This is a genomic window from Inquilinus sp. OTU3971 (genome assembly GCF_038440215.1).
Genome location: NZ_JASATH010000228.1, coordinates 1 through 12,268 on the forward strand (window position 1 = coordinate 1; position 12,268 = coordinate 12,268).

General features: G+C 70.3%; 12 protein-coding genes. 7 read left to right on the forward strand and 5 right to left on the reverse strand.

Annotated features, from left to right (window positions below; all coding sequences use genetic code 11):
- The first annotated feature begins 108 nt into the window (after window positions 1-108).
- From lpxD to lpxB, 5 genes are read left to right on the forward strand one after another with little or no spacing between them, the layout of a single operon-like run.
- The gene (gene lpxD, locus AAHM41_RS35200) at window positions 109-1,131 is read left to right on the forward strand and encodes a UDP-3-O-(3-hydroxymyristoyl)glucosamine N-acyltransferase (RefSeq protein ID WP_342241295.1); all 1,023 of its coding nucleotides are present in this window, start codon (window positions 109-111) and stop codon (window positions 1,129-1,131) included.
- A 1-nt stretch (window position 1,132) separates the two neighbouring features.
- Window positions 1,133-1,606 (forward strand): 3-hydroxyacyl-ACP dehydratase FabZ, encoded by a 474-nt coding sequence (gene fabZ / locus AAHM41_RS35205; protein WP_342241296.1) that lies wholly within the window; start codon window positions 1,133-1,135, stop codon window positions 1,604-1,606.
- The gene (gene lpxA / locus AAHM41_RS35210) at window positions 1,603-2,412 is read left to right on the forward strand and encodes an acyl-ACP--UDP-N-acetylglucosamine O-acyltransferase (RefSeq protein WP_342241297.1); all 810 of its coding nucleotides are present in this window, start codon (window positions 1,603-1,605) and stop codon (window positions 2,410-2,412) included. The genes fabZ and lpxA overlap by 4 nt, the downstream gene beginning before the upstream one ends.
- On the forward strand, window positions 2,402-3,229 hold the full coding sequence (locus tag AAHM41_RS35215; protein WP_342241298.1) for an LpxI family protein: 828 nt from the start codon (window positions 2,402-2,404) through the stop codon (window positions 3,227-3,229). The genes lpxA and AAHM41_RS35215 overlap by 11 nt, the downstream gene beginning before the upstream one ends.
- Window positions 3,229-4,413: a lipid-A-disaccharide synthase gene (gene lpxB / locus AAHM41_RS35220; RefSeq protein WP_342241299.1), complete on the forward strand. Its 1,185-nt coding sequence runs from the start codon at window positions 3,229-3,231 to the stop codon at window positions 4,411-4,413. The genes AAHM41_RS35215 and lpxB overlap by 1 nt, the downstream gene beginning before the upstream one ends.
- Window positions 4,414-4,423: 10 nt before the next feature.
- Here the strand turns inward: lpxB and AAHM41_RS35225 are convergent, their stop codons facing one another.
- The 4 genes from AAHM41_RS35225 to gltX all read right to left on the reverse strand — a co-directional run bounded on the left by AAHM41_RS35225 (window position 4,424) and on the right by gltX (window position 7,762).
- A complete protein-coding gene (locus AAHM41_RS35225) occupies window positions 4,424-4,561 on the reverse strand; it encodes a hypothetical protein (protein ID WP_342241300.1) in 138 nt (45 codons plus the stop codon).
- 90 nt (window positions 4,562-4,651) lie between these two features.
- Window positions 4,652-4,858: a hypothetical protein gene (locus AAHM41_RS35230; protein ID WP_342241301.1), complete on the reverse strand. Its 207-nt coding sequence runs from the start codon at window positions 4,856-4,858 to the stop codon at window positions 4,652-4,654.
- Window positions 4,851-6,167, reverse strand: a complete 1,317-nt coding sequence (locus AAHM41_RS35235) for a citrate synthase (protein ID WP_342241302.1) — start codon at window positions 6,165-6,167, stop codon at window positions 4,851-4,853. Before AAHM41_RS35235 ends, AAHM41_RS35230 begins: the two co-directional genes overlap by 8 nt.
- 185 nt (window positions 6,168-6,352) lie before the next feature.
- Entirely contained in the window at window positions 6,353-7,762 is a 1,410-nt protein-coding gene (gene gltX / locus AAHM41_RS35240; RefSeq protein WP_342241303.1) for a glutamate--tRNA ligase, read from the reverse strand.
- A gap of 103 nt (window positions 7,763-7,865) precedes the next feature.
- Between gltX and AAHM41_RS35245 the strand changes: the two genes are divergently transcribed.
- Window positions 7,866-9,995: a ComEC/Rec2 family competence protein gene (locus AAHM41_RS35245; RefSeq protein ID WP_342241304.1), complete on the forward strand. Its 2,130-nt coding sequence runs from the start codon at window positions 7,866-7,868 to the stop codon at window positions 9,993-9,995.
- Window positions 9,996-10,029: 34 nt separating this feature from the next.
- Here the strand turns inward: AAHM41_RS35245 and AAHM41_RS35250 are convergent, their stop codons facing one another.
- Window positions 10,030-10,884 (reverse strand): phytanoyl-CoA dioxygenase family protein, encoded by an 855-nt coding sequence (locus tag AAHM41_RS35250; RefSeq protein ID WP_342241305.1) that lies wholly within the window; start codon window positions 10,882-10,884, stop codon window positions 10,030-10,032.
- Window positions 10,885-11,001: 117 nt separating this feature from the next.
- On the opposite strand from AAHM41_RS35250, the gene AAHM41_RS35255 reads away from it, so the two are divergent.
- Entirely contained in the window at window positions 11,002-12,129 is a 1,128-nt protein-coding gene (locus tag AAHM41_RS35255) for a Gfo/Idh/MocA family protein (protein ID WP_342241306.1), read from the forward strand.
- Window positions 12,130-12,268 lie beyond the last annotated feature (139 nt).

The window sequence follows — 12,268 nt, forward strand, 5'->3', positions numbered from 1 at the left end:
GGTGCGGGGGGGGCTCAATTCCCGGCGGGCGGGGTTTGGGCGGCCGCCGCTTTCGTTGATCGGCGCGGGATCGCCGCTGCCCGCCAGCCGTGAACTGAGAGTGCGCCCATGCCCGATCCGCGATTCTTTCGCAGCGCCGGTCCGTTTCCGCTCGGTCGCCTCGCCGAGATCGCCGGCGCGACCCTGGCGCCGGGGGCAGACCCGGACCGGCCGATCGCCAGCGTCGCGCCGCTCGACGCCGCCGGCCCGGACGACATCAGCTTCCTCGACAACCGCAAATATGTCGACGCCTTCGCCGCCAGCAAGGCCGGCGCCTGCGTGGTCGCGCCGGCCCTGGCCGACCGGGCTCCGGCCGGCATGGCGCTGCTGCTGACGCCGAAGCCGTACAAGGGCTATGCGCTGATCGCCCAGGCCTTCTTCCCGGCGCCGGCGGCGCGGCCGGGCATCGCCGCGTCCGCGGCGGTCGACCGGAATGCGGCGATCGGCGAGGGGGTGGAGATCGGGCCGGGCGCCGTGGTCGAGGCCGGGGCCGAGATCGGCGCGGGCTGCCGGATCGGCCCGAACGCCGTGATCGGCGCCGGCGTGGTGCTGGGCGAGCGCAGCGTCGTCGGGGCGGGCGCCTCGCTGAGCCATTGCCTGGTGGGGGCGCGGGTCACGATCTATCCCGGCGCCCGCATCGGCCAGGACGGATTCGGCTTCGCCATGGACGCCGAAGGCCATGTTCGGCTGCCGCAGCTCGGCCGCGTCATCATCGAGGACGATGTCGAGGTCGGCGCCAACTCCACCATCGACCGCGGGGCCGGCCCGGATACGGTGATCGGCCGGGGGGCGATGATTGATAATCTGGTGCAGATCGGGCACAACGTGCAGGTCGGACGAGGCGCCGTCATCGTCGCGCAGGCAGGCGTGGCGGGGAGCACCAAGTTGGGCGATTTCGCCGTTCTGGCTGCCAAGGCTGGTGTCGCGGGCCATCTCACCATCGGTGCGGGGGCGAAGATCGCCGCGAATGCGGGGGTGATGCGCGATGTCGACCCCGGTGCCGAGGTGGTGGGCGCGCCCGCGATCCCGAAGCGGCAGTTTTTCCGGCAGCAGGTCATGCTAGCGCGTCTAGCCGAAGGGAAGGGCGACTGAGATGGACGGAGCCGCCGGCGACAAGAAGAACATGTCGCAGCTGGACATCCTCAAGATCATGGAGATGATCCCGCATCGCTATCCGATGATCCTGGTGGATCGGGTGATCGATGTGGTGCCGGACGTGAGTTGCACCGGGATCAAGAACGTCACCATCAACGAGGGCTTCTTCCAGGGCCACTTCCCGCGCTACCCGGTGATGCCGGGCGTGATGATCGTCGAATCCATGGCGCAGACCGCGGCCGTGCTGGTCGTCGCGACGCTGGGCGAGGACGCCAAGGGCAAGCTGGTCTACTTCATGACCGTCGACAACGCCCGCTTCCGCCGGCCGGTGACGCCGGGCGACAGCCTGCGGGTCCATGTCAAGAAGCTGCAACATCGCCGCAACGTCTGGAAGTTCTCCAGCGAGGTGAAGGTCGACGACGTGCTGGTGGCGCAGGCGGAGTTCGCCGCCATGATCATGGACGATCTATGAGTTCTTCCACCATTCATCCGATGGCCCTGGTCGACCCCGCGGCGAAGCTCGGGGCCGGCGTCAAGATCGGTCCGTTCTGCACCGTCGGCCCCGATGTCGAGCTGGGCGACGAGGTCGAGCTGATCTCGCATGTCGTGGTCGCCGGCCGCACCAGCATCGGGCCGAAGACGAAGGTGTTTCCCTTCGTCTCGCTCGGCCTGCCGCCCCAGGACCTGAAGTTCTCCGGCGAGAAATCGCAGCTGATCATCGGCGCCAACAACGTGATCCGCGAGCACGTGACCATGAATCCGGGCACGCGCGGCGACAAGATGAAGACCGTGGTCGGCGACAACTGCATGTTCATGGTGAACACGCATGTCGCCCATGACTGCATCCTCGGCAGCCACATCATCATGGCCAACAACGCCGTGCTGGCCGGGCATGTGACGATCGAGGACCACGTCATCATCGGCGGCAACAGCGCCATCCACCAGCATCTCCGGCTGGGGGCCCACAGCTTCGTCGGCGGCATGACGCCGGTGCGCAACGACATCATCCCCTTCGGCCTGGCGATCGGCGAGACCGCGACGCTGAACGGGCTGAACCTGGTCGGGCTGAAACGCCGCGGCTTCAACAAGCCGCAGATCCAGTCGCTGCTCGCCGCCTACCGCACGCTGTTCGACGGCGAGGCGCAGTTTTCCGAACGCATCGAGACGACGCGGCAGAAATTCGGCGATAACGAGGTGGTGCAGCGCATCCTCGCCTTCATCGACGCCGATTCCGGCCGCAATGTGATGCAGCCGGCCCGCCGACGGCATGCCGGATAAGCTCGGCATTCTCGCCGCCGCCGGCCCGCTGCCCGGGCGGCTGGTCGAGGCGTGCCGCCAGGGCGGGCGGGACTTCGTCGTCGTCGCCTTTCGCGGCATGACCGACCCGGCCCTGGTCGAAGCCGGGCAGGTGCCGCATTTCTGGACCCGGCTGGGCGCCGCCGGCCGCTGGATCGACGAGCTGAAGCGCCAGGGCGCCCACACGCTGTGCCCGGTCGGCAACATCCGCCGGCCGAGCCTGTTCGAGCTGATGCCCGACTTCAAGGCGGTGCGGATCCTGACCCGCATCGGCTTTTCCTCGCTCGGCGACGATGCGCTGCTGACCGCGCTGCGCCGGGTGCTGCAGGAGGAGGGCTTCCGCCTCGTCGCCCTGCATGAGGTGATCGACGACTTCCTGGCCAGGCCCGGCCTGCTGACCCGGACCACGCCGGACGAGCTGGCGCAGGCCGACATCGCCAAGGCGCGCGAGATCGCGCGCGAGATCGGCCGGCTCGACATCGGCCAGGGGGCGGTGGTGCAGCATGGCTACGTCCTGGCGGTCGAGGCGGCGGAGGGCACCGACGCGATGCTGCGCCGCTGCGGCCCGCTGGCCCGGCCGGGCCCCGGCGGCGTGCTGGTCAAGGCCAAGAAGCCGCAGCAGGACATCCGGCTGGACCCGCCGACGATCGGCGTCACCACGGTCGAGCTCGCCGCCGCCGCCGGGCTGCGCGGCATCGTGGTCGAGGCCGGCGGCGCCATGATCATCGACGCCGAGGCGGTGCGGCAGACGGCCGACCGGCACGGCCTGTTCGTCCTTTGCCTGGCGGAGGGCGAGTGATGGCATCCGCCGGTACAGCCGCGCCGCACATCTTCCTGGTGGCGACCGAGCCCTCGGGCGACCTGATGGGCGCCAGCCTGATGGCGGCGCTGAAGCGGCGCTGTGGCGACGGCGTGCGCTTCAGCGGTGTCGGTGGCGCCCGGATGGCGGCGGAAGGGCTGGTCAGCCTGTTCCCGTTGGGCGATATCGCGGTGATGGGCGCGGTCGAGCTGGTGCCGCAGCTGCCGCGGCTGTTCGACCGGATCCGCCGCACCGCCGAGGCGGCGCTGGCGGCGAAGCCGGACGCGCTGATCTCGATCGACGGCCTGGCCTTCAACGCCCGGGTCGCAGCGCGGCTGGCCGGCCGGACCTTCCCGATCGTGCATTTCGTCGCGCCCAAGGTCTGGGCCTGGCGGCCCGGCCGGGCGCGCAAGCTGGCCAGGCTGGTCGATCATCTGATGGTGCAGCTGCCGTTCGAGCCGCCCTGGTTCGAGCGCGAGGGGCTGGCCACCACCTACGTCGGCCATCCGATCATCGAGACCGCGGCGGGGCAGGGTGACGGCGCCCGCTTCCGCCAGGCGCATGGCATCGCGCCGGACGCCAGGCTGCTGACCGTGCTGCCCGGCAGCCGGCGCGGCGAGATCCAGCGGCTGCTGCCGGTGTTCGGCGAGACGGTGCGGGCGCTGGCATCCCGGCATCCGGGGCTGCGCGTGGCCGTGCCGACGGTCGACACGGTGGCGGCACCGGTGCGCGAGGCGGTCAGGTCTTGGCCCGGCGCACCGATCGTGATCGAGGGCGACGGCGAGAAATACGACGCCTTCGCCGCCAGCGACGCCGCCCTCGCCGCGTCCGGCACGGTGGCGCTGGAGCTGGGCCTGGCCCAAGTGCCGAGCGTGATCGCCTATCGCGTCAACCCGGTCTCGGCCTTCGTCGTCCGGCGCATGCTCACGACGAAATACGCCAACCTGGTCAACATCATGTTGGACCGCCCGGCGGTGCCGGAGCTGCTGCAGGAGAACTGCACGCCGGAGAAGCTCGCGGCCGCGATCGACACGCTCCTGACCGATCCGGCGGCGGTCGCGGCGCAGCGCGCGGCCTATGACGAGGTGGCGCGGATGATGCTGCTGCCGGACGGCGCCGTGCCGGGAGACCGGGCGGCGCAGGTGGTGCTCGACGTGATCGGGGAGGGACGGCGTCGGGCCTGATCGCAGCCGGTCAGCAATTGCCCTTCTTGGCCTGTCCGGGCGGGCAGAAATTGTTGCCGTAGCCGCCGCGCGGATGGCCGTCACCGGCATAGACGCAGCCGCTAACGAGGGCTGCCGCGACCAACAGAAGGCAGATCAGCTTTGTCATAGGGCTCTCCGCGGCGGCGCCGGATGTCGGTGCACCGTCAAGTCAGGAGTCCTGGATTTGTTCCCGATCCGGCCCGCGGAAGGCTGAATCTCAGGAAAAAAGGTAGGTCAGCAGCGCCGCGCCGGCGAGGACCGCGAGGATGGCGGCGGCGGTGCGGAGCTTGGCGCGCAGCGGGGCCCGGTTCGCATTCGCGGCCCGGGGCACCGGCCGCGGCAGGGTCGAGACGCCGACCGGCCGGCCCGGGCGCCCTGGGGCGCGCGGACCGGTGCGGTCGACCTGGGTGCCTCGCTTAGCCACGCTCGCTCAGCGGTACGAAATCGCGCTGCGTGTGCCCGGTGAAGAGCTGGCGCGGCCGCCCGATCTTCTGGTGCGGGTCGCCGATCATCTCGGTCCACTGCGCGATCCAGCCGACGGTGCGGGCCACGGCGAACAGCACGGTGAACATGCTGGTCGGGAAGCCCATCGCCTTCAGGATGATCCCCGAATAGAAGTCGACATTCGGGTACAGCTTCCGCTCGACGAAGTACTCGTCCTCGAGCGCGATCTTCTCCAGCTCCATGGCCAGGTCGAGGAGCGGGTCTTTGACCCCGAGCTCCTCGAGCACCTCGTAGCAGGTGGCGCGCATCACCTTGGCGCGGGGATCGTAGTTCTTGTAGACGCGGTGGCCGAAGCCCATCAGCCGGAACGGATCGTCCTTGTCCTTGGCCTTCTTGACGTATTCGCCGACTCGGTCCTTGCTGCCGATCTCGCCCAGCATCTTCAGCACCGCCTCGTTGGCGCCGCCATGGGCCGGGCCCCACAGCGAGGCGATGCCGGCGGCGATACAGGCGAAGGGGTTGGCGCCGCTGGACCCGGCGAGGCGCACGGTCGAGGTCGAGGCATTCTGCTCGTGGTCGGCGTGCAGGATCAGGATGCGGTCCATGGCGCGGGACAGCACCGGGCTGACCTTGTACGGCTCCGCCGGCACGGCGAAGGTCATGTACAGGAAGTTCTCGGCGAAGCTGAGGTCGTTCCGCGGGTACATGAAGGGCTGGCCGACCGAATACTTGTAGGCCATGGCGGCCAGCGTCGGCAGCTTGGCGATCAGCCGGTGCGACGCGACCTCGCGCTGGCGCGGGTCATGGATGTCGGTCGAGTCGTGGTAGAAGGCCGACAGCGCGCCGGTGACGCCGCACAGCACCGCCATCGGATGGGCGTCGCGGCGGAAGCCGCGATAGAAATGGTGGATCTGCTCATGCACCATCGTGTGGCGGGTGATGGTGTGCTCGAACTCCGCCGCCTGGGCCGGGTTCGGCAGCTCGCCATGGAGCAGCAGGTAGCAGACCTCGAGGAAGTTGCTCTTCTCCGCCAGGTCGTCGATGGCGTAGCCGCGGTGCAGCAGGATGCCTTCGTCGCCGTCGATGAAGGTGATCTGGCTGTCGCAGGAGCCGGTCGAGGTGAAGCCGGGGTCGTAGGTGAACATCCCGGTTTCGGCGTAGAGCTTGCGGATGTCGATGACGCTCGGGCCCATGGTCCCGTCGATCACAGGCAACTCCACCGACTTGCCGGTCGAGTTGTCGGTCAGCGTGACGGTTTTCTGCGCCACGGGGGTCTTCGTATCGGGCATGACGATGTCCTTGAGCGGGGGCTTCGTACTGGAAACGCAGGTCATCCGCTCCGTCGGCCGCGAGGATAGTCGCGCGGCGGAGCAAGATCAACGCGACTTGGGCCCTCCCGACAACGGATTTCGATCGCCTGTTTTTTAGGCGTTTTCCGAATTGCAAAATCGGATCAATGAGTTGCCGGAGCCGTTTAAGGGGCGCCGGCAGCATCGCGGATCCGCCGCAGCGTCTCGTCCCGGCCGAGGATCGCGGCCACCTCGAAGATACCTGGTGACACGTTCGATCCGGTCAATGCCGCGCGCAGCGGCTGCGCCACTTTGCCGAGCTTCAGCCCCTCGGTTTCGGCGAGGCGGTTGACCTCGGCCTCCAGCGCGGCCTCGGTCCAATCATTGAGGCCGGACAGCGCCGCCAGCAGCCGGCCGAGCAGGGCGCGGGCGTCGCCGGTCAGGATCTTCTGCGCCGCCTCGTTGATCGGCAGCGGGCCGGAGCGGAGATAGAACAGGGCGCTGTCGGCCAGCTCGACCAGCGTCTTGGCCCGCTGCTTCAGCCCGTTCAGAGCCAACAGCAGGATGGCGCGGTCGGCATCGTCGAGCGACCGCTCCAGCGCCGTTTCCAGGTTCGGCGTGATCCGCTCCAGCAGCTCGGCATCCGGCGTCTCGCGCATGTAGATGCCGTTCAGGTTCTCGAGCTTGGCGAAGTCGAGCCGCGAGGGCGACCGGCCGACGCCATCGAGGTCGAACCACTCGACCGCCTTGTCGGTCGGGATCACCTCCTCGTCGCCATGGCCCCAGCCGAGCCGCAGCAGGTAGTTGCGCAGCGCCGCCGGCAGGTAGCCCATGTCGCGATACGCCTCGATGCCGAGCGCGCCGTGCCGCTTCGACAGCTTGGCCCCGTCCGGCCCGTGGATCAGCGGGATATGGGCGAAGTCCGGCGGGGCCGCACCGATGGCGTTGTACAGCTGCACCTGGCGGAAGGTGTTGGTCAGGTGGTCGTCGCCGCGGATGATCTGGGTGATGCCCATGTCGATGTCGTCGACCACCACCGACAGCATGTAGACCGGCGTGCCGTCGGCGCGCAGCAGCACCATGTCGTCGAGCTGGTCGTTCTGCACCGTGACCGGGCCCTGGACCTTGTCCTCGACCGTGGTCTCGCCGGTCCGCGGCGCCCGCAGCCGGATCACCGGATCGAGGCCCTTCGGCGCCTCGGCCGGATCACGGTCGCGCCAATAGCTGGTGTAATAGGCCCAGGGCTTGCCCTCGGCCTTGGCCTGCTCGCGCAGCGCCTCCAGCTCGGCCGGCTGGAGCCAGCAGTGATAGGCCTTGCCCTCGGCCAGCAGCTTGCGCGCGACCTCGGCATGCCGCTCCCGCCGCTCGAACTGCGACACGATCTCCTCGTCCCAATCCAGCCCGAACCAGGCCAGCCCGTCGATGATCTTCCGCACCGCATCCTCGCTGGAGCGGGCGCGGTCGGTGTCCTCGATGCGCAGGCGGAAGACGCCGCCGTGATGGCGGGCATAGAGCCAGTTGTACAGGGCCGTCCGGGCCCCGCCGATATGCAGGTAGCCGGTCGGGGAGGGAGCGAAGCGGGTCACGACCGTCATGGGCCAAATTCCACAGAGGCTGCTAGGATCAGTGCGAGAGGTCCATAGCATAGGCCTTCGGGCGATGGCTAATGCGGGGGCATCGGTCGGAGGTCCGAGATCCGTGCGGGCATCGCTGCGGCGGCTCAGCCCCGGCGGATGGGGGATCGCCCGGCCGGACTGGGCGGGGCTGGCCGACGCGTTGGCCGGCGGCGTGCGGCGCCGCCTGGTGTTGCTGGTGCCCTGCGGCCTCGGCACCGGTATCGGCCTCTATTTCGCTTTGCCGTCGGAGCCGCCGCTGGCCGCGGGCTTCGGCGCGCTGATCCTGTCCGGCCTGCTGGTGCTGCTGCTGCGCCGGCGGCCGCGGGCGCTGGGCTTCGCCGCGCTGCTGCTGGCCGTCGCCGTCGGCTTCCTGGCGGCGGAGCTGCGCACCCGGGCGGTGGCGGCGCCGCTGCTCGACCGCGAGCGCCGCGGCCTGGTGACCGGCACGGTCGAGACGGTCGATCTGCTGCCGCAGGGCGTGCGCGTCGTGCTCGGCGACCTGGCCCTGGAGGGGCTGGCGCCGGAGGCGACGCCGGCCGCTGTCCGGCTGCGGCTGCTGGGCGCGGAGGCGGTGCCGGCGGCCGGGGACCGGATCCGGGTGCGGGCGACGCTGGCGCCGGTGGACGGGCCGGCCTATCCGGGCGGCTTCGACTTCCGGCGGCAGCTGTTCTTCCAGGGCATCGGCGGCACCGGCTTCGCCATGGGCCGGGTCGAGCGCCTGAACGAGACCGACCCGGCGCGGTCCAGCCTGGCCCGGCTGCAGGACGGTATCGCCGCCCGGGTGCGCGCGCAGGTGGAAGGCGACGCCGGGGCCATCGCCGTCGCCTTCCTGACCGGCGAGCGCGCCGGAATCAGCGACCAGGCCAATGAGGCGATGCGCGATTCCGGCCTGGCCCATCTGCTGTCAATCTCCGGCATCCATATCAGCCTGGTGGCGATCCTGCTGCTCGGCGGCATCCGGCTGGGGCTGGCGCTGATCGAGCCGGTGGCGCTGCGCCGGCCGATCAAGAAATGGGCCGCCGGCATCGCGCTGCTCGGCATCGTCGGATACACCATCCTGGTCGGCGCCTCGGTGCCGACGGTGCGGTCCTGCGTCATGACCGGCGTGGTGCTGCTGGCGGTGATGGCCGACCGGGTGGCGATCTCGATGCGGCTGGTCGCCCTGGCCGCGACCGCGGTGCTGCTGGTGGTGCCCGAGGCGCTGCCGGGGCCGAGCTTCCAGATGTCCTTCGCTGCAGTGATCGCGCTGATCGCGGCCTATGAGGCGCTGCGGCCGCATCTCGCCGGGTGGCGGGCCGAGGCCGGGCCGGTGCGCCGGATCCTGTTCTATCTCGGCGGCATCGTGCTGACCACGCTGGTCGCCACCATCGCGACCACGCCCTTCGCCATCTATCATTTCCAGCGCTTCGCCCCGCTGGCCGTGGCCGCCAACCTGATGGCGATCCCGCTGACCTCGCTGTGGATCATGCCCTGCGTGCTGCTGGCCTATCCGGCCATGCTGCTCGGCCTCGACGGCTGGGTGCTGCCGCTGCTGGGCTGGGGCATCGAGGCGATGCTGTGGGTGGCGAACACCGTCTCGTCCTGGCCGCTGGCCGCCTTCGCGGTGCCGGCGCTCCCGGCCTGGGGCCTGGTCGCCGGCGCCATCGGCGGGCTGTGGCTGTGCCTCGCCGGGGGGCGGCTGCGCCTGCTGGGTCTGCTCGCCATGCCGGTGGTGCTGGTCGCGGCGCTGACCGCGCCGTCGCCGCAGATCCTGGTCGACGGCAGCGGCCGGCTGGCGGCGGTGCGGGTGCCGGAGGGCGGCCTGGCCTTCTCGACCCGCCGCAGCGAGCGCTTCATCCGCGAGATCTGGCTGCGGGCCGAGGCCGCGGCAGAGGACGTACCCTGGCCGCAGCAGGGGACGGCCGCCGGCGACCGGCTGGCCTGCGACCCGCGCGGCTGCCTCTACCGCTTCGGCGATCGGACGGTGGCCTTCACCCGCAGCGGCGCGGGCTTCGATGATGATTGCGCCGTGGCAGATCTGGTGATCACGGATCTGGTGGCGCCGGGCTGGTGCCGGCCGCGCTTCGGTGTCTGGGACCGTTTCGACCTGCGCCGCGCCGGTGGCATCACGGTCGACCTCTCCGGTCCGCAGCCGCAGGTGGCGACGGTGGCGGAGGCGGTCGGCGACCGCCCCTGGGCGCCGGCCCCGTTCCGGGCGGCTGCTCGAGATTGAGCAAGCCATGACAGTTGACCAGCCTTCGGCAGCCCTATCGCGTCGCCATCATCGTCCGGCCTTCGGCGTTGCCGGCCTTGGCCGCGTCCAGCACTTCCGGATAAGGGTAGTTGAGGCCCAGCAGCTGGCGCAGGTCGGGGCTGGCCTGCTCGACGAAGGCGCGGGGCAGGGCGGTCGGCATGTCTTCCATCGGCTTCACGAATTTCGGCAGGTACTGGATCAGGATCGCCGAGCGATCCTGCCGCGACCGGTTCGGCATGGCGCAGTGCCAGACCGCGCCGAAGAACACCACCGTGTCGCCCGGCTCGCCCAGCATGCGGGCGCAGCGTTCGTGGAAGCGGTCGCTCTCCGCCGGGTAGCGCAACTCCTTCTGCGTGCCGGGCACATAGGCGGTGGCGCCGGTCTCCTCGGTGAAGGGGTCGAGCAGGATCGTCGCCTGGGCGTTCAGCGGGAAGGAGGCGTTGATCCGCACCGGATGCGATTCCGGCTTGTGAAGGTCCCAGTAGGGATAGTCGATATGCGGCTCCTGGCCCGGGCCGCCGGGCAGGATGCGGTTGGCCGCGATCGACCCCATGATGAACTCGCTGCCGAGGAAGGCGCGCATCACCGCCATCAGCGCCGGATGCGCGGCCATGCGCGAGAACACCTCGCCCTTGGCCAGCAGGTTCCACACCCGGCGCTGCAGGGCGATCTTGCCCTCCTGCTCGGCGGCGCCCTGGAAATGCGTGACCTTGGGCGTGCTGCCCTCGGATTCGCGCATCACCACGGCCCGCGCCTCGGCGATCTCGACCGGCGTGAACAGGCCGCGCAGCACCACCGCGCCTGCGCCGTCCAGCAGTTCCGACACGATCGCGGCCGGGTCGATCGTGTCCGGTGTGTAGGTCTTCATGCCGTTCCTCCCTGTCGGATGCCGCAGCGTAATCCGAATTGCAAGCGCTTGCAAACCGGATCGAGACCGGTAGAGTTCCCGCGGGGTAGGATCACGCGGACCAGGGAGGAACGGCGAATGACGGGGACGCTTCGGATCGGGCTGATCGGCGCCGGCTACATGGGCAAGGCCCACTCCATCGGCCTGCAGCTGGTGCGGACGGCCTTCCAGCCGCCGCTGGTCCCGGTCTGCGAGATGATCTGCAGCACCACGGAGGAGGGTGCAGCCGCCCATGCCAGGGCCTGGGCCTGGAATCGGTCGACCGCGGACTGGCGGGCGCTGGTGGCCGACCCGGCGGTCGACGCCGTGATCATCGCCACCCCGCCGCGCACCCATCTGGCGATGGCGACCGAGGCGCTGCGCCTGGGCAAGCCGGTGTTCTGCGAGAAGCCGCTGGGCTGCGACCCGGCAGAATCCAGGGCGATGGTCGACGCGGCGGAGGAAGCGGGCGTCGCCACCATGGTCGGCTTCAACTACATCCGCACCCCGGCCAGCCAGTTGGCCAAGCAGATCATCGACTCCGGCGAGATCGGTGACGTGATCCAGGTCACCGCCGAGCATGTCGAGGACTACCTGCACGATCCCCGGGCGCCGGCCTCCTGGCGTACCCGGATCGTCACCGGCACCGAGGCCGGGGCGCTGGGCGACGTCGGCCCGCACATCGTCAACGCCTGCCTGCGGCTGGTCGGGCCGATCGACTCGCTCGTGGCCGACCTCAATATCGTCCGGGCGACGCGCTCCGGTCCCGAGGGCGAGGAGCGGGTGGAGAATGACGACCAGGGGCAGATGCTGCTGCGCTTCGCCAGCGGCGCCACCGGGTCGCTCAGCTTCAGCCGCGTCGCCGCCGGGCGGAAGATGGGCTACACCTACCGCATCACCGGCACCAAGGGCGCCCTGGCCTTCGACCAGGAGAACCAGAACGAGCTGTGGCTGTACGACGCCGCCCGGCCGGCGGCGCGCCAGGGTTTTCAGCGCCTGCTGACCGGGCCGGCGCATCCCGACTACCTGGCCTTCAACCAGGGCGTCGGCCATGGCACCGGCTACAACGAGCAGATCGTCATCGAGGCGCGTGACTTCCTCGAGGCGGTGGCGACCGGGCGGCCGGTCTGGCCGACCTTCCGCGATGGCTGGGAGGTCGACCGCGTGACCGCCGCCGCCCTGCGCTCGGCCCGCGAGCGCGCCTGGGTGCGAATCGCGGAGATGTGAGGCGTAGGTCGGGTTGGCGGCCCGCGGACCCCACACCGGCGCGGGGGGGGCGGTGTTTGGTTTGGCGGGGGGGACCCCACCGAAGGCCGGAAACCCGGCCGGGGGGGGGGGGGGAGCCGGGGGGCCAAAGACCAAACAC